Origin of the sequence: Neptunomonas sp. CHC150 (assembly GCF_030397555.1) — a bacterium.
Taxonomy (GTDB): Bacteria; Pseudomonadota; Gammaproteobacteria; order Pseudomonadales; family Balneatricaceae; genus Neptunomonas; species Neptunomonas phycophila.
Window position 1 is genome coordinate 133298 of sequence record NZ_JAPNXU010000012.1, and the last position, 25198, is coordinate 158495.

At 45.2% G+C, this 25198-nt stretch carries 21 protein-coding genes and 1 pseudogene; 20 read left to right on the forward strand and 2 right to left on the reverse strand.

The annotated features are described in order from the left end of the window. The first annotated feature begins 69 nt into the window (after window positions 1–69). On the forward strand, window positions 70–1635 hold the full coding sequence (locus tag OW491_RS16505) for a hypothetical protein (RefSeq protein ID WP_290036981.1): 1566 nt from the start codon (window positions 70–72) through the stop codon (window positions 1633–1635). Here OW491_RS16505 and OW491_RS16510 read toward each other — a convergent pair. Further along, the gene (locus tag OW491_RS16510) at window positions 1627–1995 is read right to left on the reverse strand and encodes a hypothetical protein (RefSeq protein WP_277251994.1); all 369 of its coding nucleotides are present in this window, start codon (window positions 1993–1995) and stop codon (window positions 1627–1629) included. The genes OW491_RS16505 and OW491_RS16510 overlap by 9 nt on opposite strands. Window positions 1996–2064: 69 nt before the next feature. Here OW491_RS16510 and OW491_RS16515 point away from each other — a divergent pair, with 69 nt between their 5' ends. The 13 genes from OW491_RS16515 (at window position 2065) to OW491_RS16575 (ending at window position 19348) form a co-directional block, all read left to right on the forward strand. Then, window positions 2065–4185: a type I secretion system permease/ATPase gene (locus OW491_RS16515; RefSeq protein WP_175574720.1), complete on the forward strand. Its 2121-nt coding sequence runs from the start codon at window positions 2065–2067 to the stop codon at window positions 4183–4185. Window positions 4186–4199: 14 nt separating this feature from the next. Then, the gene (locus OW491_RS16520; RefSeq protein ID WP_290036982.1) at window positions 4200–5531 is read left to right on the forward strand and encodes an HlyD family type I secretion periplasmic adaptor subunit; all 1332 of its coding nucleotides are present in this window, start codon (window positions 4200–4202) and stop codon (window positions 5529–5531) included. Between the two features lie 142 nt (window positions 5532–5673). Then, entirely contained in the window at window positions 5674–6303 is a 630-nt protein-coding gene (locus OW491_RS16525) for a response regulator transcription factor (RefSeq protein WP_075172754.1), read from the forward strand. A 23-nt stretch (window positions 6304–6326) separates the two neighbouring features. Next, window positions 6327–7655, forward strand: coding sequence for a TolC family outer membrane protein (locus OW491_RS16530; RefSeq protein WP_290036985.1), 1329 nt, complete (start codon window positions 6327–6329; stop codon window positions 7653–7655). 118 nt (window positions 7656–7773) lie between these two features. Beyond that, window positions 7774–8811 (forward strand): hydroxymethylglutaryl-CoA reductase, encoded by a 1038-nt coding sequence (locus tag OW491_RS16535; RefSeq protein ID WP_290036987.1) that lies wholly within the window; start codon window positions 7774–7776, stop codon window positions 8809–8811. Continuing rightward, complete coding sequence (gene fni, locus OW491_RS16540) at window positions 8808–9839, forward strand: type 2 isopentenyl-diphosphate Delta-isomerase (RefSeq protein ID WP_290036988.1); 1032 nt, start codon at window positions 8808–8810, stop codon at window positions 9837–9839. Before OW491_RS16535 ends, fni begins: the two co-directional genes overlap by 4 nt. A gap of 15 nt (window positions 9840–9854) precedes the next feature. Continuing rightward, window positions 9855–11027, forward strand: a complete 1173-nt coding sequence (locus OW491_RS16545) for a hydroxymethylglutaryl-CoA synthase (protein ID WP_075172751.1) — start codon at window positions 9855–9857, stop codon at window positions 11025–11027. Next, window positions 11027–12091, forward strand: coding sequence for a mevalonate kinase (locus tag OW491_RS16550; RefSeq protein WP_290036990.1), 1065 nt, complete (start codon window positions 11027–11029; stop codon window positions 12089–12091). Before OW491_RS16545 ends, OW491_RS16550 begins: the two co-directional genes overlap by 1 nt. Then, window positions 12078–13016, forward strand: a complete 939-nt coding sequence (mvk, locus tag OW491_RS16555; protein WP_290036992.1) for a mevalonate kinase — start codon at window positions 12078–12080, stop codon at window positions 13014–13016. The genes OW491_RS16550 and mvk overlap by 14 nt, the downstream gene beginning before the upstream one ends. Then, complete coding sequence (mvaD, locus tag OW491_RS16560) at window positions 13006–14001, forward strand: diphosphomevalonate decarboxylase (protein ID WP_290037170.1); 996 nt, start codon at window positions 13006–13008, stop codon at window positions 13999–14001. The genes mvk and mvaD overlap by 11 nt, the downstream gene beginning before the upstream one ends. A gap of 180 nt (window positions 14002–14181) precedes the next feature. Then, entirely contained in the window at window positions 14182–15126 is a 945-nt protein-coding gene (locus OW491_RS16565) for a bile acid:sodium symporter family protein (protein WP_290036994.1), read from the forward strand. A 140-nt stretch (window positions 15127–15266) separates the two neighbouring features. Further along, window positions 15267–17681: a DNA polymerase II gene (locus OW491_RS16570; RefSeq protein ID WP_290036995.1), complete on the forward strand. Its 2415-nt coding sequence runs from the start codon at window positions 15267–15269 to the stop codon at window positions 17679–17681. Between the two features lie 476 nt (window positions 17682–18157). Continuing rightward, window positions 18158–19348, forward strand: coding sequence for a hypothetical protein (locus OW491_RS16575; RefSeq protein WP_075172745.1), 1191 nt, complete (start codon window positions 18158–18160; stop codon window positions 19346–19348). A gap of 84 nt (window positions 19349–19432) precedes the next feature. Here the strand turns inward: OW491_RS16575 and nhaD are convergent, their stop codons facing one another. Then, the gene (gene nhaD / locus OW491_RS16580; protein ID WP_290036996.1) at window positions 19433–20677 is read right to left on the reverse strand and encodes a sodium:proton antiporter NhaD; all 1245 of its coding nucleotides are present in this window, start codon (window positions 20675–20677) and stop codon (window positions 19433–19435) included. Window positions 20678–20845: 168 nt separating this feature from the next. Here nhaD and OW491_RS16585 point away from each other — a divergent pair, with 168 nt between their 5' ends. The 6 genes and pseudogenes from OW491_RS16585 to OW491_RS16610 form a co-directional block, all read left to right on the forward strand. Then, window positions 20846–21133 carry a GIY-YIG nuclease family protein gene (locus OW491_RS16585; RefSeq protein ID WP_075172743.1) on the forward strand — a complete coding sequence of 96 codons (288 nt, stop codon included), beginning with the start codon at window positions 20846–20848 and terminating at the stop codon, window positions 21131–21133. 133 nt (window positions 21134–21266) lie between these two features. Continuing rightward, complete coding sequence (locus tag OW491_RS16590; RefSeq protein WP_290036999.1) at window positions 21267–21986, forward strand: DUF2796 domain-containing protein; 720 nt, start codon at window positions 21267–21269, stop codon at window positions 21984–21986. Between the two features lie 23 nt (window positions 21987–22009). Continuing rightward, complete coding sequence (locus tag OW491_RS16595) at window positions 22010–22735, forward strand: ATP-binding cassette domain-containing protein (protein ID WP_075178413.1); 726 nt, start codon at window positions 22010–22012, stop codon at window positions 22733–22735. After that, complete coding sequence (locus OW491_RS16600; RefSeq protein WP_290037001.1) at window positions 22725–23978, forward strand: FtsX-like permease family protein; 1254 nt, start codon at window positions 22725–22727, stop codon at window positions 23976–23978. Before OW491_RS16595 ends, OW491_RS16600 begins: the two co-directional genes overlap by 11 nt. Before the next feature lie 30 nt (window positions 23979–24008). Further along, window positions 24009–24608, forward strand: a complete 600-nt coding sequence (locus OW491_RS16605; protein ID WP_290037002.1) for a DUF3299 domain-containing protein — start codon at window positions 24009–24011, stop codon at window positions 24606–24608. 182 nt (window positions 24609–24790) lie between these two features. After that, window positions 24791–25189, forward strand: a pseudogene (locus tag OW491_RS16610) (RimK/LysX family protein); the annotation flags it as partial. Window positions 25190–25198: the final 9 nt, after the last annotated feature.

Below are 25198 nucleotides of genomic sequence, written 5' to 3' on the forward strand. Positions count from 1 at the left end.
GCGGGCTTTTTTGTATAAATGGATTTTTTCTAATAGTCTGAAGACAGTTTCGGTAGTAAGAAGTCCATAATGCCTAAAAACGTGTCGAGTAGTTCAGCGTTAATCGTTGATTCACAGTTGGGTGAAATCAGTCATCACCGAGAGATAGTGGGGGCGCTATCATTCGATAAAATTGATGTCGCTTCGTCTGTTAACATGGCGCTGTCTTATTTGCGCAGTGTTCGCTATGACTTATTGCTGGTTTCATATGATCTGGGTAAGGGGCAAAAAAATGGGCTTCAGGTCATCCAGGAAGCCTTGGCCGAGCACTTGCCTTTACATCGTACTGTTACCGTGTTGCTCACTAACCCCGATGTTTCATTACTGGTGGGGTCCTTGAGCGCAGCTCCTGATATTTATTTGGCTAAGCCGCTATCCCGAGATCGATTGGCTCCGCGTTTAGAAAAAGTTCAACGTGTAAAGCGGGCTGTGTACCGGGTTGAAGAAGCAATGGATCAGCAGGAGTGGAATAAAGCCCTGATTTATTGTGAGAAGCTCGCGAGTTTTTATCCTGCTTTGGCTAGTTACTTAAATCGTATGTCAGGGATTTGCTTTTTAGCCTTGCAGGACTATAGCCAAGCAGAGAAGGTCTTTGAAAAGGCGGTCTCAACGCGTCGGCAAAACTGGGCTAAATTGGGGTTAGGTATTACATTTTTTTCCCAAGGCAAATACCAAAATTCACAGCAATGTTTGCAAGATATTATTGATCATCAAATAGTATCCATTGATGCCTACAAGTGCCTTGCGCAAAGCTTTCAGGTGGCGGGCCAATCAGGGGTGGCTATTACGACCATGAGAAAAGCAGTGATGATGCAGCCTACCGTTCCGCAATCCCATGCGGCTCTGGGCAATATTGCCGCTTTTTTTACCGAGTGGGCTTTAGCCGTGGAAGCCTTTCAAAGCACAATGGACTTCTCGCGATACACAGGCTTACAAAGCCCAGAATACTATTTTGCTTATGTTCGTGCTTTGTTAGCTCGCTTTGCCGATGGCCAGATATCAGCAGAGGAAATGGAAGTTAAAGCGCTACGTGCATTGGAATCCGTATCGAATGATTTTGATGCGGTTTCCATTGAATGTCGTGTGCATGTTTTAGGTTTCTGGCTTAATTGGAACCAAGAGAAACAATCGTTAGCCTTAGCGCACTTATCGCAAGCACATGAGATTTTTTTGGCAATGCCTTTGGATGACCAGTGGCTTTGGTTGGACTGGCTAGAAGAAGCGCTGGAATGCGCTGCTAATGCTACGCAGCTGACCTCGCCGCGTGAGATGATGGTTAAAACGCGCATTAAGGATAGCTGGGTCGATTTGTTATTGGTGGGGATACACAAGCTTAATTCAAAAGATTACTCACAAGCTCAAGTTATGTTAACGGAGTCATTTCGCTTGCAGCCTGCGTCTGTGGCCACTGCGTTGGCCACAGCTCAGTTATTGATTACAATTAAAGTTAAAAATGTGCAAGATTGCACTCCTAGTAATCAACAAATCGCCCATGTGTTAAATGGATTAGTGGCTCAGGAGTTTGGCCTGTTAACGCAACGACAAGCGCAACAAAAAGCAAAATTGATACCGCGTTTGTATGAGCTGTTAGAGTAGTTCGTCTTCATCTGAGAGGATGGATGTCTCGCTGATTTCATCAAAAGCCTCTTCTGGTACATCGCCTCTTATCAGGCCGCGAGCTAGTTTTCGTGTTAATAACTTGCCTTGAGCACCATCCGGTAAATCTGTGAATATGATCACATTTTTATCAATAAGTAGCTCAATTAAGTCTTCTATGATCCGAGAGATTGCCTTGTCAGACTGATCTAAATAAGCATCAGGAGAAAAGTTCTCGTCATTTACAGAAAGGAAGTCGCGAACATCGGGGTTGGACATGTCGACCTTTTCTGCGCCATCTTGGTAAGTCTCTGATAAACCAGTGATCCTACCCTCAGAGTTCCGTAGTGCGTATAGCATGAATCAATCATCTTTCAGTTAATAATATACATGTTAGTATGTAGCCCTAATTAGAGTTTGGTCAAGAAAATGGATACTGTGCAAGACTCATTATTAAATTGTTTAGTCCACCTCACCCAGCAAAATCATAGACCTTTATCCGCTGAAGTGCTGCGTGATGGCTTACCGTTAGAAAATAATAAACTGACGCCCAAGTTGTTTGTACGAGCAGCAAAGCGAGCCGGGTTTAAATCGCGTGTGGATAAGCGTGACCTGCAAAGTATCGCGCCGCTGACTTTACCGGTCGTGTTGTTGTTAAAAAACGATGAAGCCTGCATTCTTCAGGAGCTGGATAAAGAGGGCGGTACAGCTGTCATTATTCAGCCTGAAAGTGGCGGGGCTCACCAAGTCGCCCTTGACGAGCTTGCTGAGCAATATTCCGGCTATGCTATTTTTGTGAGGATGGAATACCGTTTTGCCGATCAGGTTTCTCGAGTACTGGATCAACGGGAAGGTCATTGGTTTTGGGGAACTATTTGGCGGTCTGCAAAAATATACCGTGACGTGTTGATTGCTTCCTTCCTGATCAACCTATTCGTGCTTGCTAATCCGTTGTTCGTCATGAACGTTTATGACCGGGTAGTACCTAATTCGGCGTTAGAAACGTTGTGGGTGCTGGCTATAGGCGTGATGATTGTCTATCTGTTTGATTTTGGGCTTAAAATGCTGCGCGCTTACTTTATTGAAATAGCGGGTAAAAAAGCTGATATTTTACTATCGTCCTTACTTTTCGAAAAAATTATGGCGTTGCATTACTCCGCAATGCCTACCTCGGTCGGTGGCTTTAGTAGCAACTTACGAGAGTTTGAAAGTATCCGGACTTTCTTAAGCTCCACAACCAATACGATCATTATTGACATTCCTTTCGCCATTATCTTCCTAATTGTCATCGGGCTTATTGGTGGGCCGTTAGTGGTTGTTCCATTGGTTGGGATTCCTATTATTGTCATTTACTCCTTAGTGGTGGCGCGTAAGCTCAAATCTGTTGTAGAAAAAACATTCGCAGCTAGTGCGAAAAAGAACGCGACACTTATTGAGTGTTTAACCGCTATGGAGACGGTTAAAACTCAGCGCGCAGCCTCGTCGCTGCAGCTGCAGTGGGAACAAGCGGTAGGTTATATTTCGCATTGGGGATTGAAGGCCAAGATGTTGTCTTCCTCCGTGATGAATTTTGCAGGCTTTGTTACACAGGTGTGCTCGGTAGCGTTGGTCATGACCGGCGTATATTTGATCGCTGAGCGTGAAATCACTATGGGGGCTTTGATAGCCTGCGTGATTTTATCTGGGCGTGTTTTGCAGCCGATGGCTCAAGTTGCTGGCTTAGTGACGAATTTCCATCAGTCTAAAGCCGCGTTAGAAGCGTTAGATCAAATTATGCAGTTACCTGATGAGCGTGAAGCTGGTCGTCAATATGTTCATCGCCCGGAACTATCAGGCAAGCTGGAATTTAAAGACGTTCAGTTCAAATACCCTAGTAGTGAACAAGCGTCTATCGAAAAGGTGTCTTTTAAGGTTAACGCCGGTGAGAAAATTGCGTTGATTGGTCGCATCGGCTCTGGCAAGTCGACTATCGAAAAACTCCTGATGGGGTTGTATCGTCCGGATCAAGGATCTGTGCGGATTGATGATATCGATATCAACCAGATTGATCCGGTCGATTTACGTCGAAATATTGGCTACGTGCCTCAGGATATCATGCTTTTTAGTGGCTCTGTGCGAGACAATATCGTGATGGGCTCGCCAGAAGTAGATGATGAACGACTTATCCAAGCAGCGCGTATAGCCGGAGTGGATAACTTTGTTAACCGTCACCCTCATGGCTTTGATATGCAAGTGGGTGAGCGTGGTAGTTTACTGTCCGGTGGTCAGCGTCAAGCGGTTGCCATAGCGCGTGGGTTGATTCATGAGCCTAATATTTTGATATTAGATGAGCCAACAAATTCTATGGATAACTCCACCGAAGATTTTATTCGCAAGCAACTAACACAATACAGCAAAGATAAGACGCTAGTGCTTGTTACACACAAAATGTCTCTCTTATCGCTAGTGGAGCGAATAGTCGTTATTGATGGTGGTTTTGTGGTAGCGGATGGCCCTAAAGCGGTTGTCTTGGATGCCCTTAAACAAGGTCGTTTGCATATTCAGCGTTAAGGTTGAAAGTGATTATGAGTGAAGATCAAAAGGTTGCTAAGGACGACTTGACTTATATGTCGAGTGTCAGTGAAGCCATTTTAGAGCAAACCCCAAAAGGGGCTCAGGTGCTTTTGTGGGCATTTTTTGCATTTATTATCATTGCCATTATTTGGGCTAATTGGGCAACTTTAGATGAAGTTAGTCGCGGTGAGGGTGAAATTATCCCGTCGCAACAGCTTCAAGTTGTTCAGAACTTAGAGGGCGGTATTGTTTCCCAAATCCTTGTTAAAGAAGGGGATTTGGTTGAGAAAGGCCAAGTCCTATTACGAATTGATGACACACGTTTTGCGAGTACTTTCAAAGAAAGTCGTGTTCGCCAGTTAGAGCTGCTCGCAAAAGCGGCACGCTTACGAGCTGAAGCTAACAGCGAGGCTTTTGTTCCGCCTGATGATTTTCCGCAAGAGTATCAATCGTTGTTAGATCAAGAAAAAACCTTGTACATGGCTCGTCGACAAGAGCTGGGCAATACATTAGATATCCTTGGTCAACAAACCACCCAGAAAAAGCAAGAACTACGCGAAGCGCAGTCTAAACAAACACAATTGCAACGTAGCTATAACCTGCTCAATAAAGAACTCCGAATTACCCAACCACTCGTTGCTGAAGGTGTGATTTCCGAAGTAGAGTTTCTTCGTTTACAGCGTCAGGTCAATGACTTGGCAGGAGAAAGAGAAGGTGTTCGTTTGAGTATCCCTCGCATCGAGTCGGCACTTAAAGAAACAGAGCAAAAGTTATCGGAAGCTCAATTCCAATTTGTTAGTTTGGCGCGAGCTGAGCTCAACGAGACGTTATCTGAAGCGGCGCGAATTAAAGAAACGTTGGAAGGCATGCAAGACCGAATAACCCGAACAGAGGTGAGATCTCCTGTGAAAGGTACGGTTAAACAGCTATTGGTCAATACAATCGACGGAGTTGTGCAGCCTGGGGATGAAATTATAAATATTGTCCCGTGGGAAGACACCTTGTTAGTTGAAGCCAAAATTAGACCTTCTGATATCGCTCAGGTGAGGCCCGGTCAAAAAGCGATAGTAAAAGTATCCGCTTATGATTTTAGTATTTATGGTGGTGCAGAAGCCCAAGTAACCTTCGTCTCGCCAAGTACCGTGCTCGATGAAGAACAAGAGCCGCACTACATAGTGAGGTTAAAAACGGATTCTCCTTATATCGAATCAGACGGTACTCAACTGCCGCTAATGAGTGGTATGACAGTGTCTGTCGATATCCTTACGGGTGAGAAAACGGTAATGGATTACATATTAAAGCCAATTCTTAAGGCAAAACAAAACGCATTAACTGAGCGTTAAGTCCATAAGGTTATCCTGTGCGCGGCCGACGTATTACTGAGTAATGAACTATATTGTTATCTAGTCTATGTTTGAAGTTGGTCTACATGGTCTTTTTGTGTGCGAATGGATACAAAAAGCGTTATATTAATGGGGCGTTAAGATGAAGCTGTTCATTGTAAGCGACAATGCTAAAGTCATTGCGCGTTGGACATTGATAGCCGGTAATACACAGCACACGTGTGAAAAATTGAGCTTAGATTTGTCGCATGTAAATGCAGATAAGTTAGAAGGGATTGGTTTACTCCATTTAGCTTCGTTAACTGCGGGTGAAGTTGGCCACTATCTTAATGTATATTCGCGCATAAAATGGATCGCTTTTTCTGATGTTCCTAGCGATTCAGAAGGGTTGAAATGCCTTGAAGCAGGTTGTCGCGGATATATAAACACGTATACGACCGAGAGTTTGTGTGAAGAATTGTTTGATGTCGTCGCCCGAAATGATATTTGGGCGGGTCCATCAATTACTAAACTTTTACTGAATCAATATTTGAGTGACAGACCTGGCTTAAAAAATGAAGGCGCTGCGCTCAATGATGTGTACAATCGCCTAACTCGCCGAGAAGAAATGGTTATGCGTGCAGTTTTGACAGGTGCGGCTAACAAAGAAATAGCGAGAGATTTAAGCATCACAGAGCGGACGGTTAAGGCTCATGTGGCTTCAATCTTGCGTAAAACACAAAGTAAAGATCGAGTTTCATTAATTGTTAAATTCTCCAATAGGGTTGCCTGATTGGATTTGCTGGGGGAGCAGAAGTGGTCGTTAAAAGGACGTTATTAGCACTAGCTGTTGGCATGAGTTTTGTCTTGCCCGTTAAAGCTGTAGAGCTTGATCAAGTGGTGACTCAAGCAGTGCTATCTAATCCTGATGTGAAATCTGTCATGAATGCGCGTAATGCAATTTATGAAGAGATTAACCAGGCAAAAGGCGGTTTTTACCCGCGTATTGATATAGCCGCTGGCATTGGTTACGAATGGACAGATACGGTATCCATTGATGATGTAGAGCTTAAGCGAAGAGAAGCCAGTTTTAGCATTGACCAAATGCTATTTGATGGTTTTTTGACTGATAGTGAAGTTGATCGCCACTCTGCAAGATTAGAATCAAGCAACCACCGTTTACGTGAGGTTGCTGAAGAGACGGCTTTAGAGTCATCTCGTGCTTATTTAGAAGTACTAAAGCGCAAAGAGTTGTTGAGCCAAGCAAAAGAAACGCTTTACAACCATGTGCGGGTTTATGATCAAATCAAACGACGCACGGAGTCAGGTTTAGGAACGTTGGCATCTAACCAGCAAGCAGAAGGTCGTTTGGCTTTGGCTGAGGTTAATGTGTTAACCGCTGAGAATAATCTGCTTGATGCTGAGGCTACGTTTCAGCGTGTTACCGGAGAAGTGGCTCCGGAAGTGATGGATTTTCCGCTAGTTGATCAAGCAATTATGCCGGCTACCTCGGACGAAGCTGTTAAGCGTGCCCTAGAAAAGCACCCAACAATTCTGCTTGCCGATTCGGACGTGGAAGCGGCTCGTGCACAGTATGAATCCGCGCGCAGTCTATTGTACCCAACGTTGAACTTTGAAGTAGATCGGAACTGGAACAACAACATTGATGGTGTTCGTGGTGACAATGAAGATCTAACAGCGATGTTCCGTTTACGCTACAACTTATACAACGGCGGTTCAGACAAAGCGCGTGTGCGTCAAACGCACCATCAAATTAATGAAGCGCGTGAGATTCAAGCCAGTGCTAAGCGTCAAACGCTAGAGAGTATCGAGTTGTCGTGGGGAGCCTATGAGATCCTTAAACGTCAATTAGAGTACTTAGAGAAGCACGTAGTAGCGAGTACGCAAACACGTGATTCATACTTCAAGCAGTTCAATATAGGTCAGCGTTCTCTGCTTGACTTACTGGATACTGAAAATGAAGTGTTCTCCTCTAAAAATGCTTACATATCTGCAAAATACGATTTTGTAATTGCACAGTATCGCTTGCTTAGTGGTATGGGTGAGATTTTAGATATGTTGCAAGTTGATGTGGCTCCATTAGCGTCAACGGAGTTTAGTGATTACCGCACTGATTTGAAATAATCACAGCACGGCCTTTGTCGCCGTTTGCATTAATCAGGCACGCCCGATAAAATCTCGCGGCCTGTATTCAAAGAAAGGGTTGCTGGCTAGCAACCCTTTTTCGTTTCCAAAGGATCGTATGAAAGCACATAAAATTTTACAAGCCCCCGTGCCTATGCGTTGGGTGGGGCCAATTAAGATCTCGGGTCACATCCTTAACGAAAAAATCAGTGTGCCTTTGGCAACATATGAGACTCCTTTGTGGCACTCGGTAGGGCGCGGAGCGCGTGTTTCGTCTTTAACCGATGGGATTAAAACAACTATTGTGGATGAGCGTATGTCGCGCTCTATCCTACTGGAAGCTAATGATGCATTTGAAGCATTTCAGGCGGTAGAGTCTATTAAAGCTCGCCAGCCTGAAATTCAGGCGGTGGTGTCAGGTTCTAGCCGCTTTGCTGTTTTATTAGATATACACAGCCAGATTGTTGGTAATCTAATTTATCTAAGGTTTGAGTTCAAAACCGGTGATGCTTCTGGTCACAACATGGTAACCAATGCGGCTGATCGGATAATTCCTTGGGTGCTAGAGGCATATCCTGAGTTACGTTATTCATCCATTTCTGGCAACTATTGTTCTGATAAGAAGGCAACGGCCGTTAATGGTATTTTGGGGCGTGGCAAAAATGTGATCTCGGAGATTGTTATTCCGCGTGAACTGTGTGAAAGACGCCTGCTAACAACGCCAGAAAAAATAGTTGACCTGAATATTAAGAAAAACTTGATCGGCACTATGATTGCTGGTGGATTGCGCAGTGCGAATGCTCACTATGCCAATATGCTGTTAGCTTTCTATTTAGCGACCGGTCAAGATGCTGCTAATATCATCGAAGGTTCACAAGGTGTTGTGCACGCAGAAATACGCGATGGCGATCTGTATTTTTCTTGCACCTTGCCTAATCTTATTGTTGGTACGGTAGGTAATGGTAAAGGGCTAACTTTCGTTGAAGAAAATTTGACAAAGCTAGGCTGCAAAGAAGCGCGCGAGCCAGGTGAAAACTCACGCCGTTTAGCCGCGATTTGTGCTGCTACTGTGTTATGTGGCGAGCTTTCTCTTTTAGCTGCTCAAACTAATCCTGGCGAGCTGATGGAAGCCCATATTAAATTGGAGCGTCAATGATCGATCAGACGAATGATCGTAAAATAGAGCATATCAGGGCGTTTGATGTAGACCCCGATATCGAGCGTAATGGTAGGTATTTTGATCGCATTAGGCTCATTCATCGTGGGTTTCCCGAAATAGACTTGTCCGCTGTGGACCCGAGTATTGAATTTTTAGGTAAACGCCTTAGTTTCCCGTTGTTAATATCGTCTATGACGGGAGGAAATCATGAGCTCGTGCGTACGATTAATCGAAATCTGGCCGTGGCAGCTGAACATTGCCAAGTAGCGTTAGCGGTGGGTTCGCAGCGGGTTATGTTTTCGGATCCTGAAGCGGTTGAGAGTTTTGATTTACGTAAATATGCCCCTACGACTCCCTTAATTGCTAACGTTGGGGCAGTGCAATTAAATTATGGGTTTAGCGCGCAACAGTGCCAAGCGGCTGTTGATGTGTTGCAAGCCGATGCATTGTATTTGCACCTAAATCCTCTTCAAGAAGCCGTTCAGCCTGAAGGGGATACTAACTTTGCAAATATTGCCCGTTTAGTGGCCGATGTTGTTGCAAATTTAGATGTTCCAGTACTGTTAAAAGAAGTCGGTTCGGGGTTAATGCCGGCAGATATTGAGCTTGGTCTACAATCTGGGGTACGCCATTTTGATGTGGCTGGCACCGGTGGGACATCTTGGAGTCGTATTGAACAGCATCGCCGGCAAAGTACAGGTGATGGATTAGGCTATACGTTTCAGGACTGGGGGGTTCCAACCCCTGTTGCCCTGCGGATGGCAAAACCCTATTTAGATAGAGCGACTTTGATATCAAGTGGTGGTCTCAGAGATGGGATTGATATGGTGAAGTCTGTTATACTCGGCGCCTCTTTATGTGGCGCTGCGGCACCGTTTTTAAAGCCGGCAATGGAATCAGCAGAGGCGGTTATCACTGTGATTGAGCGTCTAAGAAAAGAGTTTGTCACAGCTATGTTTTTGCTGGGAATGCCGGATGTAGTTTCGCTGTTTGGGAATGAACAATTGATCCTTGAAGAGCGTTAAGGAACAGAGATAGATATGTCATCAGTTGTTGGTATAGATCAAATTAGTTTCCATACCTCAAATCATTTTTTTGATTTGAGAAGCTTGGCTGAGCACCAAGAAACCGATCCGAATAAGTACTATGAAGGGATCGGCCAAGAAAAAATGGGTATGGCCGCCCACGATGAAGATATCGTAACGATGGCTGCTGAGGCCGCTTACCCTCTTGTACAAGGGGATGATTCGGCTGCTATTTCTAGTTTGTTATTCGCCACGGAAACGGGGATTGATCAATCGAAGGCCGCTGGTATTTATGTACATCGGTTATTGGGTTTATCAAATAACTGTCGTGTAGTTGAGCTTAAGCAAGCATGCTTCAGCGCAACGGCTGCATTGCAAATGGCATGCGCACTCGTTGCTCGGCAACCAGAAAAGAAAGTGTTGGTCATAGCGTCGGATATTGCTCGTTATGAGCTAAACACGCCGGGCGAGGCTACACAAGGTTGTGGCGCTGTGGCTATGTTGGTGACGGCTAACCCTCGGTTAGTCGAGATTGATCCAGAAGTGGGCAATCATGTCGAAGACGTAATGGATTTTTGGCGGCCTAACTACCGAAAAACAGCGTTAGTGGACGGTAAGTACTCGACCAAAATTTATCTACGATCATTAAAGCGCGCATGGGAGAACTTCCAAGCGGTTAGTTCGTTAAATTTTAATGACTTTAGCCACTTTTGTTATCATTTGCCGTTTAGTCGAATGGCGCAAAAAGCGCATCAGCATCTCGCGAAAGTGAATAAAACGACGCTAACGCCAGAGCAGCTAGAAGCACAAATTGCTGACACCCTTGTATATAACCGGATCATCGGTAACAGCTACACGGCGTCGATGTATATTGGTTTAGCCTCATTGCTAGAAAATTCTGCTGAGAATTTAGCCGGTCAGCGTATAGGTTTCTTTAGTTATGGCTCAGGCAGTGTGGCCGAGTATTTTTCCGGTAAAGTAGTGTCTGGCTATGAAGCGCATTTGTTCACGGCTGACCATGCGGCATTATTGCAAGCACGACAGCCGCTAAGCTATGAAGAGTATATTCATTTATATCACGCACCAGATCCAACGGACGGTGGTGAACATGTCATTCCGGTGTCAACCAAGGGGCGTTTTCGTTTGGCATCGATCTCACATCATAAACGTGAATATGTAGCGCTCTAATGCAAGCTCGTGCGCCAGGCAAGGTGATTCTCAGTGGGGAGCACTCGGTCGTTTATGGCGCTCCTGCATTGGCAGTAGCGATCAAAAAGCATACCTATGTTAGCTTTAAGCCCGTAACAGAGAGTAAAACGATTAACACTCTGTTTGCGGGTATCTCATCAGGTATGCACTATCCTTTGCATGCACTCAGCCATCTAAAGCATAAGTTAGACAATCGCTTTGAGCAGTTTGTAAAAGGCGATTTGCCGGTGCGCGGCATAATGAACCAACCAGATGATTTGTTGGTGTACGCTATGACTACGCTTATGCATCATTTACCTGTACCCGGTCGTGTCTCGTCAACGAGTTATCTGCCTATGCCGGGTCGCTTGTTGAGTGAAAGTGATCTTCCTTTAGGGGCTGGTATGGGGTCATCGGCTTCTGCTATTGCCGCTACTTTGGTGTTGTTCGAGCATCTATTGGACAAGCCTCTGACCTTAGATCAGCGTTTTGAAATGATTCGCTTTTGTGAGCGCCTCCAACATGGCCGTGGTAGTGCAATTGATGCCGCAACGGTTACTTATGGAGGCCTGAATCATATCCAAGCGGGTAAAGTGGCTGGTATCGATCAGCATTTAGGGGCGCATTGGTATTGGATATTTACGGGCTCCCCAACCGTAAGTACCGGAGAGTGCGTGCAGTCGGTTAGAGAACATTTTGAAGACGATACGGCGCTTTGGAACGCTTTTGCTGCGATTACCCGAGGCTTTGTGGACTGCGTGGGCGATTGTAATGTCAGTGAGACGCGCAACCCTCATATTGATTTGATTAAAGAGAATCATCGTTTGTTGCAACGTATAGGTGTAGTGCCTCATTCCGCTTCATTGCTTATTGATGCTATAGAAGCAGACGGCGGTGCCGCGAAAATCAGCGGAGCTGGGGCAACCAGAGGGGATGCTGGTGGTTTGGTGATAGCGTATCAGCCAGATGAGCAAGCCATGTCACAAGTCATGTCGCAATTCCCAGGTTATACGTGGGGAGCGGTGGAGCAAGATAGCCAAGGAGCTTGTTATGTCGGTGATTAAGGCATCAGCGCCGGGTAGTATTATGGTGATGGGCGAGCATGCGGTCTTATTCGGGCACAGGGCTATTGCTTGCGCGGTTGATAAAAGAATTTACGTTAGCCTCGCCCCGCGCAAAGATAGACAAGTCAGTATCTCGTCAGCGCTGGCTTCGTATGAATCTTCTCTGGATCAGCTAATGCCTGAGCCACAGCTTAGCTTTGTTCTGTACGCTATACAACAGGTAGCAGCAACATTGCCTTCGGGGTTCGATTTAACGATTGAATCAGAGTTTTCACATACGGTTGGGTTGGGTTCCTCAGCAGCGGTAACAGCATCTGTTGTGGCTGTGTTAGCAGAATATGCGGGTGACGAGCTGGATTCATTTGCGTTGTTTGAGCGCGCTCTTTCTGTGGTTCATGGCGTGCAAGGGCGAGGATCAGGTACAGACCTAGCAGCCAGTGTCTATGGAGGCTTAATTGCTTATACCGTTGAGCCCCGAGAAGTCATGCCGCTGTCGGGACTGCCTCCCATATCATTATTTTATTGTGGCTATAAAACACGTACGCCTGATGTGCTAAAAATAGTAGAGCGTAAGGCCAATGAGTTTCCTGATCTTTACCGGCAGATCTATCGTTTAATGAATGATACCAGTGAGCAAGCCGAACAGGCGATTCATGCACAAGCATGGGACCAGCTTGGTGCGCTTATGAACATATACCAAGGCTTACTGGATGCTCTTGGTGTGAGTGACCACTCCCTGTGTGACATTATTTATACCCTACGCGGGTGTGATAATGTTTGGGGTGCAAAGATATCAGGATCAGGCTTGGGGGACTGTGTCATTACGTTGGGTAGAACCTCAGATTTACCGCAGGCCTTGGCTGATAAATACGAAGAGATTCCTGTTGCCATTAGTAAAAAAGGAACACAGTGTGATGTTGTCTAAAGCAGAAGTGGTTGCTCGTTATTTGCCAGAGACCTTGCAGGTTAAACCTTCGGCCGAAGCTTTTGCTCCCAGCAATATTGCTTTATGTAAGTATTGGGGAAAGCGCGATAACGCCCTCAATTTGCCTGTCAACTCAAGTCTTTCAATCTCGCTAGGGCATTTAGGGACACATACGCGTTTAGCCTTATCGGATTCCGGTGAGGATAAAGTGCTGCTTAACGGTAAGGAGCAAGCGTTAGACTCTCCCTTTGCTGCCAAAGCCATTGCATTTTGGGATCTTTTTAGACGGGATCAAATTCTACCCATCGAGATAAATACCACCAATAACATACCAACCGCCGCAGGCTTAGCCTCTTCGGCATCGGGTTTCGCCGCGCTCACTAAAGCGATAAATGAATTTGCTAATCTCAATTTGCCAATAGATGTGTTGTCTGCTTTTGCCCGCATGGGAAGCGGTAGCGCGTGCCGCTCATTATTCGATGGTTTTGTTGAATGGGAAATGGGGCAGCTAGAAGATGGTATGGACAGCCATGGCATTGCTTTAGAGGCTGGTTGGCCCGATTTGCGGGTAGGCTTAGTGAAAGTTGAAACGGGTGAGAAAGCGGTAGATTCACGTTCGGGGATGAAGCGTACTGTTGAAACGGCTCATCTTTACCAAAGCTGGCCCATGCAAGCAGCTATGGATATTCAAAAACTACGCCAAGCAATTGCGGATAAGGATATAGATGCCTTAGGCATGACGGCTGAGCATAATGCTATGTCGATGCACGCCACCATGATCGCCTCATGGCCACCGTTGCTTTATTGGCAGCCGGCTTCGGTTGCGGTTATGCAGAACGTTTGGGGGCTTAGGGAGCAAGGTGTATCTGTGTATTTAACGATGGATGCAGGCCCCAATATAAAGCTGCTTTTCGAGGCTGATCAAGAGGCTGCAATTAAAGCTGTTTTCAACGATATGGAAGTTGTATCACCATTTGCGAGCTGATGGTTATTGCGCTCAGTGCAAAACATATTTCCCAACTAGTTAATTAGAACTCCATTCCTATACAATCCCGAGCCCTCTGCTGTATGGGCAAGGGCAATAATAACTACAGTACTCAAGCGCAGAGCGCTGAATAAAAAGGCCCGCCAGCCTTCAATGAGTACAACCTAATGGAGTTCTATTATGGTTATCCAGCTATTCCCTTTATGGGCTGTTTTATTATCGGTTGTTGCATTTTTTCTACCAGCCTTATTCGTTGACTTAAAAGCTTATATCGTCCCTTTGCTAACCCTTATTATGTTGGCAATGGGCTTAACCTTGAGCCTTTCTGACTTTAAGCGTGTTTTGCAAAAGAAGAGTGCTGTTGTAGTGGGTGTGGCGCTTCAATTTCTAGTCATGCCTGTCGCGGCTTACGCTGTTGCTACTGTGTGGGGCTTTGATAGTGATTTGACGGTGGGCATGTTGCTGGTAGGGAGCGTAGCCGGTGGAACCTCGTCTAATGTAATGTGCTATCTAGCGAAAGGAGACACGGCGTTATCCATATCAATGACAGCTATATCAACCTTGTTAGGTGTTGTGCTAACACCGGTACTAGTCTCTTTGATGATCGGCCAAAGCGTTGATGTGCCTGTAGCAGGTATGTTGTTGAGCTTAGTAAAAATTGTGTTAATTCCGGTCGGTTTAGGTGTGTTGATTAATACATTTCTTCCTGGTGTGGTTAAAAAATCAGAACCTGCTTTCCCCTATGTGTCTATGTTTGCCATTGTGCTTATCATTGCAATAGTGGTCGCGCTAAGTGCGCCTAAGTTGGCTGATATTGGCTTAGTCGTTGCTGCGGCTGTTGTTTTGCATAACACCATTGGTTTGATACTAGGCTATTGGGTAACCTTCCTTTTAGGCTTCGATGCCCGTGTATGTCGTACAATTGCATTTGAAGTAGGCCTACAAAACTCTGGGCTTGCCGCCGCTTTGGCTATTAAGTTCTTTACGCCAATGGCCGCGCTTCCTGGCACGGTGTTTAGTGTTTGGCACAATATTTCCGGCTCTTTATTGGCGAGTTATTGGAGCCGACGCCCTTTAGTTGAGGCGCCAGAAGCCAGCGCTTCAAAAAGTGATGTAACAAGCTAACTAACCGTTGTTTGGACAAAATCCATATAAAAAACGGGTCTGATGGCCCGTTTTTTTGTAGGCTATACCACTCTCCATATAATGATTACGGCTGGGTGTCATATGGGGTATTGGATAATTAACGAGAGATCGACTCCACAGTGACCGCTGTTACCGCTATACGTGGCTTTATTATTGCCCGCCATCAGCAAGATCAAAACCATACGCTCCAACTTCGTTACTGGGTTCGTCATGATGCCGGAGTATCGTTGATATCTATTGATCACCAAGAAACGGTTTTTTTTGTCTGCGATGAAAATGTGGACGATATTCGCTTGATCTGTAGAGACTTGAAGGGGTGGCGGCTTAAAAAGCTCTCGTTAACGGATTTGAATTATAAAGGCGTGCACGGGTTATATACGCGCTCTCTTCGAATACAGCGCGAGATCATAGAGCGGCTTACACGACACGCTATCGCCATGATGGAAGAAGATATCCGCCCAGTAGATCGTTACTTAATGGAGCGTTTTATCTTTGGCGGTGTAGAGGTGTTTCTACAACCCGGATTACCCCCCAAGCTGCGCCCGACGGATTACAAACCTTCTTTAACCGTTTTGTCTGTCGACATCGAAACCACCATGCGAGCAGATCTGATCCATTCAATTGGCTGCTATCAAGCGATCTATTCTCCAAACTCAGACGCTATCTCATTAGATAGTGATGGAGGCGTGACTCAATCTTGCCTCCTCGAGCGAGTGGTATTAATGAGAGGGGTTGGTAACAACACAGAACTCATCCGCTATTTCCCTGATGAGCGCACATTACTTAAAGCTTGGGTGGAGTTAGTAAAAAACATTGATCCTGACTTGTTGATTGGTTGGAACGTAGTTGGTTTCGATTTTAAAGTTTTGGCCCAGCGGGCTCAGGCATTGAAAGTGCCGTTAACCATCGGGCGAGATCAACAACCTTTGCAGGTCATGCAGTCGGGGCAAGGGAAATGGTATGCCAGAATAGAAGGGCGCAATGTCCTAGATGGAATTGATACGTTAAAAAACGCGACGTTTCATTTTGAAAGTTATAGCCTCGAATCTGTCGCTCAGAGCCTATTTAAACGGGGTAAGCTGATAACGCATCCTAATGACAGAGGCGAGGAGATTCAGCGTTTATACCGTGAAGATCAACCCGCATTAGCGCGCTATAACTTAGAAGATTGTAAGCTGGTTTGGGATATTTTTGTTGAAACGCGTCTTATTGAATACCTAATAGAGCGGACTCGGTTGACTGGCCTGTCGTTGGATAAAGTGGGAGGCTCAGCGGCTGCTTTCGATTTTCAGTACTTACCACGGTTGCATCGACATGGGTATGTAGGCCCCGAATATGCTAGTGGTGCGAGTGGGCTGGATGCGCCGGGCGGCTTTGTTATGGAGTCTTTGCCTGGCTTGTATCGAAATGTGTTGGTGCTCGATTTTAAGAGTCTGTACCCGAGTATCATCCGTACATTTAAAGTAGACCCGTGTGGCTTAGCTGAAGGTCTTAAAGCTTCGTCTGATGACACAGGGCTTGTGCCAGGTTTTAATCAAGCGGTTTTTAGTCAAAACCCATCTATATTACCCACCATTATTGAAGAGTTGTGGGCGGCGCGCGATCAAGCTAAAAAGCGTGAGAACAAACCACTATCCCAAGCCATAAAAATTATCATGAACGCGTTTTATGGTGTGCTGGGTTCTAATGTGTGCCGCTTTTTTGATCAACGATTAGCCGGTTCAATTACATTGCGTGGCCATCAAATTCTGCAGCAAACCCGCGATGAAATAGAGCAGGCGTTTGGCTATCAGGTTATCTATGGAGATACGGACTCTGTCTTTGTTCTGTTAGATGATGCTTGCAAAGAAGAAGAGGCTGCCGACAAAGGCAACGAACTGGCGGTGTACTTGAATGCTTGGTGGTCAGAACAGGTTCAGTCACGTTTCGGTATAGAAAGTCATTTAGAGCTAGAGTATGAAACGCATTACAGCCGTTTTCTCATGCCGCGCATGCGTCACTCTGAAAAAGGGAGTAAAAAACGCTATGCCGGTTTGTTGCGCTCCACAAATGGCGATACTCACATGGTTTTTAAAGGACTGGAAAACGTTCGCTCCGACTGGACTCCTTTAGCACGCGAGTTACAACGCACATTGTACGAAGCAGTATTTCGTGATCAGCCTTATAAAGAATACATTCAAATGCTGATCAAACAACTACGAGCGTCTGAGTTAGATGACCAATTGGTTTATCGACGCCGCCTACGCCAGCCGCTTAGTGATTATATCCGTATGAAACCTCCGCATGTACAAGCGGCACTGAAAGCTGAAGCCGAGCAAAGTAAGTATGAAAGGCCCGTTTTGTATCAGCCTGGCATGCATGTGAGCTATATTATGACGGTCAATGGCCCAGAACCCGTTGAATATCGACGCTCGGCTATTGATTACGAGCATTATATAGAAAAGCAAATTATGCCCGTTGTTGATGGGATTCTGTGCTTTTTGGATGACAGCTTTGAAGCACTTACTTCCCAGCAAGTCGATTTGTTTTCTTAAATAATGATGTCGCCGCGCAGGTGGCATGAAGTGAAGTTGGGTAATGGGTTTTAATCGTTATCTACTAAAATATACATCCCTATCAGTATGTTTTTACGGCGTATTTTTTAGAATCAGGTTCGAACTGCAATGTATAAAAAATGATCAGATATCCCTTTACAGATGGTTTATAACCTCTATCATCTACCCTTTATTATCACGTAATTTGGTGTAGTGTAAGTCGTGCAATGACGCGAAAGAGACTCTTTCTTATTGTTTAAGAGCGCTCTTAGCCGTTACTCCTCATGCAGCTAATGTATTTTTATCTATACTTAATCCAAAGTAAGAGCAAAGCGCAAACGGTACATGTGCTAAATGCTCAGTAAATTTGAACCTCACTGTCACGGCTTGTATGTGGTTAGCCTAGTCACTGAGTATATCGGTAAAGCTATTCATTGGTGGCTACCCCAACACAAGTGCGAGAATGTAATTAGTTTATGAAGTCACAGTTTTTTATCATTGCTACCTTAATCAGCCAACAAGCAGTGGCCGCTGAGCAATACCCGACTGATTATAAAAGCCAACCTTCTCGCTTTTTTTCTCAGCAAAGTTACAGTGAAAGTACCTTATCCAACCAAAGCCTTTCGGGTTTAGCCGAGAAGTACGAGAATGACTTTTCCGTTCGCCAAGATGGGAAGCGTGGCATATGGGTAGGCGCAAAAGTTACCGAGCAACTGTCGGGCAGTATGTATGTGTTAAGCCGTAGTTCTCGTGAGTATAAAACCGAGTTGCCTTTAGCATTTACCAGTTATCAAATTAACAATGCATTACGCCTACGGGCAGGTCGCCTACCTTATCCGCTTAAAATTTATAATGATTTTAGAGATTTAGGCTATATTTACCCTTCAAATAAAACCCCAAGGGCAACAACGTTTGCTCCTATGCAAACTATTCAGGGCTTAGATTTCCAGTACAGCTTTTCCACCGGTAGTGTATTGCATGAGTTGAAGGGCTACTTAGGGAGTGCATGCGATGACTATACGTTTTCTGACGGAACCTTTGGTTTATTAGCGTCAGACGCATGGGGCTTTTCGTACGAGCCAAAATGGAGTCATAACCGGCTCAGTATGGCCTATCATCAGGGTGAAACTGATTTTACCATGTCTGATGTGATCTCCATGTACGAAGGAATCTCTACCTACTCAAATATAGCGCCGTTATCTTATCTGCCTGGCTTGGCTCAATACATAGAGCCTGAAGATGAACTAAGTCTATTGAGCCTTGGTGGACGCATGGATTTTGATTCGTTGTATTTGCTGGGCGAATATAATCAGTTGCGTTGGGATAACGAGTATCAACCCCAGCGTCGTCGATTACATTTGATGCTGGGAGGGGATGTAACCGATAGCTTGCAGTTATACACCTCTTACGAGCATGTGAATGATAGTTTGTTAGTTGGTCAACCCGATAGCCGACCCGCAGGTATGGCTTTGAGTGCTTCATATCAATTTGATGAAATGTTAACGGGGTTGCGCACCATTGTTGAAGGTGACAGTGCGTTAACAGGGCTGTTTATGAGTTGGGATGTATCACGTTTATTTAATGTGAAAGCGCACTTTAACCATCTGGATTCTGGTGCGGGCGATGATCAAAGCCTAGTTAGGTTGTCGATAGATTCCCTTTTCTAATGACTAACGCATAGCGTGGGTCAGGAACTAACCCAATCAACTTTAAGGCACTACTTAAAATTGACTGGGTTATAAGTTTAATGCTTATCCAAACACTATATCGCCAATCACCAAGCTACCGGCATAGCCCACCAAATAAGCAATGAGTAAGAAGAGCGTGTATTTGAGATAACTAATAAAGGTAACCTCTGCAACTTTACTCATAGCGACAATGCCGGCGGCAGAGCCTATGACTAGCAAAGAACCGCCAACCCCCACTGCGTAAGTTAACGATAACCAACTGGCTTCAGTCATGGCGGGGTCTGCTTTTAGTAAGGCAGCCGTTAATGGCACGTTATCGACTAATGATGACAGTAGCCCCATTACAAAGTTTGCATGAATCGGCGGTAGCACTTCGTAAATAGTAACGAGGTTATCCAATACCCCAATTTCTTTGAGCATACCAACCAGTAATAAAATCCCTAAAAAGAAGAGCAGCGTATCAAACTCAATGGCGCGGATGTAATCAAGCATGTCTTCTCGGCTATCTTGCTTATGAACAAAACGGCCAATCAAGAACATGATCGATAAACCAAAGAGGAAGGTTAAAACCGGAGGAACTCCTGCGATTATATTCAGTAAAATAGTAGAAATAATGGTGGCCAAAAAGATGATGGCAATCGACATGCCCACTCTGTCATGCGTGCGGGCACCGCCATCAATTAAGAGCTCGCCGCTGAGCCCAAATGACAGCATAGAGGCGAGTAACATCACACTCACGAATGAGGGGAGTGACAACCACAGCAAATCTTGAATGGCCACTTTGTTATCTAAAAAAATCATTAATGTGGTTACATCACCAGTGATTAAGGATACACCACCAGAGTTAACGGCAAACACCACCATCACCGCAAATTTAAGCGTTTTATGAGGGGGGAGTTTAAGTGATAACACTAATGCGACAGAGACCAATGTGGCTGTGATGTTGTCAGATAACGAAGAAAAGATGAAAGAAAAAATCGCCACCATAAAAATTAAGCTTTTCTCACCAATACGTGAAGGTAAAAACTTATAGATGAGGGTTTCTATCAAGCCGTGATGGTTTAGGTAGGCAACAAAGGTCATCGCGGCCATAAGGAAAAGCCATAAGCTGGCGATTTCTAGTAGGTTCTCATTGAGCATGAGTTGTATATCAGCTGCTTCTACGCCTTGATCCGGGAATAGAAATAACAGCAACCAAGCCAGCGTACCTAAGAATAAAGTGGATTTAGCTTTGTTAAGATGGATGACATCTTCCAGCACAATCATCAAAAAGGCGATGCCTGCCAGTAATAGTAAAAGCGTATGCATCAAACGGACTCCTTGTAAGCGGCCGTGATTAAATTTTGGGGTGGTAAGATAATAAGGTAGAACAACTTCAATGGCTCGATAAGCCTTGAAAATTAGCCTTGTACTTGATCTGAACTAATAGCAAAGTACTTGGCCGATTCATAATGATTAGTGCAGCGGACTCTATCAATGACTGACAACAGTAGCCATTCCCAAAATTGGTATGTTTATATACTGCTTTGTGCGGATGCTAGCCTATACACAGGTATTACAACTAACTGCGAGCGTCGGGTTAATGAACATAACAGCAACGATAAGTTGGCTGCGAAATACACACGTGTGCGGCGCCCAGTAACCTTGGTGTGGAGCGAGCCGCATCAGGATAGGTCGGCGGCTTCATCGCGCGAATATCATATAAAGCGTTTAAGCCGTGCTCAAAAGTTGCAACTAATCCACAGTCATCAATCTTGCCAATAAAGTTCGGTAGCAGGCGCGCAAGTGTACGTTTATTAAGTGTTATAAGGTAACAATAATTTACGGCTTTGTGCTGTTATGATATAACGTATTTAAAACTCAGTTTTAAATAATCGTATGAGAAAAGGGTAGTGAGATGGGTTCATTAAAAGTAAATGCGCTAAGAAACAATACAGCGAAAGTACGTCATCTGCTTGCAATACTGGGTGTAGCTGTCTCTGCGGGTGCGGTAGCTGGCGAGGCACATGAGCATGGCAAAGTAGCACTCACATTGGCAATCGAAGCGGGTAACGTAGAAGTGAGTTGGCGCTCTCCTGCTGTTAACCTTGTTGGCTTTGAGCATCAGCCAAAAACTCCTGAAGAAAAGCAGAAAGTTGAGCAAACCTTATTAAACTTAAAACAAGGTTACGAACAAATCGTACTACCTGAGTCAGCACTGTGTTTATTAAAAGAGGCTGATATCGACACCACCTTAGCCGCTCATACTGAAGGTCACGATCACGACGACCATGATCATGATCATGAGGAGCATGACGACCACGATCACGACGAACATGACCACGACGAACATGACCATGAGGAGCATGACGACCACGATCACGACGACCATGACCACGATGATCATGACCATGAAAAGCATGAGGGCCATGACCACGACGAGCATGATCACGATGGCCATGCCGATTTTTCAGCTAAATATACTTTTGAGTGTCGTCACCCTGAACATCTGAAGCAAATTGAGGTCAATTTGATGCCGAGTTACCCTGGTATTGATGAAATTCGATATCAAGCTATTACTCCCGCAGGTCAAACTGGCGGGTCATTAACTCAAGGTAATACGGTTATCGTTTTTTAATTGACATGTAGTAAGGATGTTTAATGCCAGCGGTAGTGGTTAAGGATTTGAAGTTCTCGTGGCGCGGCGGATCTAATCTGTTAGATATACCGCGTTTCGATCTGGACACAGGTGATAGGGTATTTTTGCATGGCCCATCGGGGAGTGGAAAAAGCACCTTACTTAATCTGCTAACCGGCATGCTACTACCGCAGCAAGGAAGCATTCACATCAGTGGAACAGATATAGCCAGTTTGTCAGGGGCACGGCGTGATCAATATCGTGCGGATAAAATTGGCTTTATCTTTCAAACCTTAAATTTATTACCGTACTTATCCCTAACTGATAATGTTGCAATGGCTTGTCGTTTCTCGGAAACGAAAGAAGCTTACGCTGTAAGTCAGCACGGTTCTGTGGGCAAGGCTGCCGCTTATTTTTTAGAGCGTTTAGGCTTAGCCGAGCCACTGCAGCGTAATGCCAAAGTAACCGAACTGTCTGTAGGGCAGCAGCAGCGTGTAGCTGTCGCACGGGCGCTGATTGGTTCACCATCGTTAATTATCGCTGACGAACCGACGTCTGCGCTTGATAAGCAAGCGCGTGAGCAGTTTGTTGAAATACTCAATGAGCTCGTCAGTGATTTAAACACTACGTTAATTATGGTGAGTCATGATGAAGCGCTAGCCTCTTCGTTTAAGCGCAGCGTACCTCTTACCCAATTAAATGAAGTAACACGGCTTGAGTCTAAGGTAGGTCAATCGTATGTTGGTTAAGATTACATTGGCTAGTAGTTGGAGCCGTCGTCATGTTTTATCCATGATTGTTTTATCGATAGCCCTGTCTGTCGCGCTTTTATTGGCTGTGGAACAAGTACGTTCAGAAGTACGCAATAGTTTTAATCGCTCAGTTGCCGGCACCGATCTCATCGTAGGGGCTCGTGGTGGTGAGTTGCAGTTGATGCTTTACTCTATTTTTCATATTGGCCAAGCCTCTAACACAATTTCGTGGAAATCCTTTGAGCTAATTCGAGATAACCCCAATGTAGAGTGGGCATTGCCTATATCGCTGGGCGACTCCCACAAAGGATTTAGAGTGGTGGGTACGGACGCCAAGCTATTTGATTATTTTAAAGTTGGTCGCGATGAGGCGTTAGTTTTTAAAGAGGGCAAGCGGTTTTCAGACCTATTCGATACGGTCATCGGAGCCGATGTGGCCAAAAAATTGAATTACCGCATTGGCCAATCCATTACTCTTTCTCATGGTATGGGAGCAACCAGCTTTTCTGAACATGACGACCGACCGTTTACTATTGTTGGGATTTTAGAATCGACAGGCACCCCAGTTGATCAATCTGTTTATGTCAGTTCCGAGGCAATAGAAGCCATTCATGTTGGGTGGCAATCCGGCACTCGCATTCGAGGGCAAACGGTGAGTGAGTCTGATATTCGTGATATGTCATTGACGCCTAAACTCATTACCGCTGTTTTAGTTGGTGTGAAGTCTAAGCTGAGCACCTTTACGTTACAGCGTCTTATCAACGACTATAAAGGTGAGCCGCTTCAAGCTGTGTTGCCGGGGGTTGCGTTACAGCAGTTGTGGCAACTGATCCGCATTGCTGAAAACGCGCTGTTTGTCGTGTCTATTTGTGTGGTTATCAGTGGATTTGTGGGTATGCTCTCGGTATTGTTAACCAGCTTATCTTCCCGTCGTAAAGAAATGGCCATATTACGAGCCGTAGGGGCAAAGCCAAGGCATCTAGTTGGTTTGTTAATGATGGAATCGGCGATGGTGACCTTGTTAGGAACTGTTCTAGGGACGGTTATGGCCGCAATTGGGTTGCTCGTTAGTGCGCCGTGGCTGGAATCACAATTTGGCTTTCACTTAGGTGGGGTCTCATCCATTATCTCTACGTTGCCTATGCTGGCGCTTGTGTTAGCCTTGGGGGCTTTAATCGGTATATGGCCTGGCTATCGAGCGTATCGTCAAACAGCGCACGATGGATTAACTGAACGATAGATACCATCGTTCTAATAAAGTACAGATTACGTGAGTAAATCAATAATGCTAAGTAGTTTAACGCGCTTACGAGCGCGAGGTGTGGTGGCAGTTCTTGCCTTGTTACTTGCTTCTTTTGTCGGGGTTTCTTCGGCAACCGCAGAGGCTGTCTCTTCAGTCAATGGTGAAACCGTTGAAACGCTTGATTGGGAAGTCTTGATGCCCCCCGGTTACACGCTCGATGGTTTATTAGACGACGAATCGTTTGCAGGCATCGGTACTTTAGAAGACGGTGACCCTCAAGCTGACCTCATGATGAGTAAGCTGCAAGAAGCGCTTAACTCGGCACCTGTTGTACCTGAGATGGACGGCAAAATGGTGCGCTTACCCGGTTTTGTTGTACCGCTAGAAGGTGAAGACCAAACGATCTATACCTTTTTCTTAGTGCCATACTTTGGGGCGTGTATCCATGTTCCCCCACCGCCATCTAACCAGATTGTCTATGTGCATTATGAGCCCGGTGTAAAATTGGAAAGCTTATACGATGCGGTCTGGATTACCGGTAAATTACGTACTGAAAACTTCAGTAACGAGATGGCGTCTTCCGGATATTCGATGGAAGCATTCCGTATCGAGCCTTATGATGGGTAACTAAAAAATAAATGCTAAAAAAGGGTGATTTTTCATAATTACCTTCTATTATGCGCGTTATTAGCAGCCTATAATCGGCGACCCTAAAACGCGCCCATCGATGTTTTTCCCGTTGCAAATGTGGATCTCCTTGGCGTAGGGTAGGTTAATCTTTTACTCAGTATTATCTGCAGGACACTACGTTGAATAAAACTATTATCGGTGCCGAAGAGTGGTTGAGCTTTCCGACACTGGGCATTCATGCCATAAAAGCCCGTGTAGACTCTGGTGCTAAAGTTTCCGCGATTCATGCCTTTAACGTGCAGGAGTTCCGTCGCGAAAGCCAGTTATGGGTCAGTTTTGAAGTGCACCCTTTGCAAGGTAATAGATCAACGATGGTTCGTTGTGAGCTGCCCGTGCATGCTAAACGCCGAATTAAAAGCTCCAGTGGCGAGTCTGAGCAGCGCTATATCGTTATCGCTCCCATGAAGCTTGGTGATCATCAATGGGATATTGAGCTATCGCTATCTAATCGAGATTCCATGGAGTACAGGATGTTACTGGGCCGTGAGGCGATGGAAGGGCGTGCGCTAGTAGACCCTTCGCAGAGT

What these genes read in the sequence shown, in the direction of transcription:
- OW491_RS16505 (WP_290036981.1), top strand. Translation starts at nt 70, where the DNA reads ATGCCTAAAAACGTGTCGAGTAGTTCAGCGTTAATCGTTGATTCACAG.
- OW491_RS16510 (WP_277251994.1), bottom strand. Translation starts at nt 1,995, where the DNA reads ATGCTATACGCACTACGGAACTCTGAGGGTAGGATCACTGGTTTATCA.
- OW491_RS16515 (WP_175574720.1), top strand. Translation starts at nt 2,065, where the DNA reads ATGGATACTGTGCAAGACTCATTATTAAATTGTTTAGTCCACCTCACC.
- OW491_RS16520 (WP_290036982.1), top strand. Translation starts at nt 4,200, where the DNA reads ATGAGTGAAGATCAAAAGGTTGCTAAGGACGACTTGACTTATATGTCG.
- OW491_RS16525 (WP_075172754.1), top strand. Translation starts at nt 5,674, where the DNA reads ATGAAGCTGTTCATTGTAAGCGACAATGCTAAAGTCATTGCGCGTTGG.
- OW491_RS16535 (WP_290036987.1), top strand. Translation starts at nt 7,774, where the DNA reads ATGAAAGCACATAAAATTTTACAAGCCCCCGTGCCTATGCGTTGGGTG.
- fni (WP_290036988.1), top strand. Translation starts at nt 8,808, where the DNA reads ATGATCGATCAGACGAATGATCGTAAAATAGAGCATATCAGGGCGTTT.
- OW491_RS16545 (WP_075172751.1), top strand. Translation starts at nt 9,855, where the DNA reads ATGTCATCAGTTGTTGGTATAGATCAAATTAGTTTCCATACCTCAAAT.
- OW491_RS16550 (WP_290036990.1), top strand. Translation starts at nt 11,027, where the DNA reads ATGCAAGCTCGTGCGCCAGGCAAGGTGATTCTCAGTGGGGAGCACTCG.
- mvk (WP_290036992.1), top strand. Translation starts at nt 12,078, where the DNA reads ATGTCGGTGATTAAGGCATCAGCGCCGGGTAGTATTATGGTGATGGGC.
- mvaD (WP_290037170.1), top strand. Translation starts at nt 13,006, where the DNA reads ATGTTGTCTAAAGCAGAAGTGGTTGCTCGTTATTTGCCAGAGACCTTG.
- OW491_RS16565 (WP_290036994.1), top strand. Translation starts at nt 14,182, where the DNA reads ATGGTTATCCAGCTATTCCCTTTATGGGCTGTTTTATTATCGGTTGTT.
- OW491_RS16575 (WP_075172745.1), top strand. Translation starts at nt 18,158, where the DNA reads ATGAAGTCACAGTTTTTTATCATTGCTACCTTAATCAGCCAACAAGCA.
- nhaD (WP_290036996.1), bottom strand. Translation starts at nt 20,677, where the DNA reads ATGCATACGCTTTTACTATTACTGGCAGGCATCGCCTTTTTGATGATT.
- OW491_RS16585 (WP_075172743.1), top strand. Translation starts at nt 20,846, where the DNA reads ATGACTGACAACAGTAGCCATTCCCAAAATTGGTATGTTTATATACTG.
- OW491_RS16590 (WP_290036999.1), top strand. Translation starts at nt 21,267, where the DNA reads ATGGGTTCATTAAAAGTAAATGCGCTAAGAAACAATACAGCGAAAGTA.
- OW491_RS16595 (WP_075178413.1), top strand. Translation starts at nt 22,010, where the DNA reads ATGCCAGCGGTAGTGGTTAAGGATTTGAAGTTCTCGTGGCGCGGCGGA.
- OW491_RS16600 (WP_290037001.1), top strand. Translation starts at nt 22,725, where the DNA reads ATGTTGGTTAAGATTACATTGGCTAGTAGTTGGAGCCGTCGTCATGTT.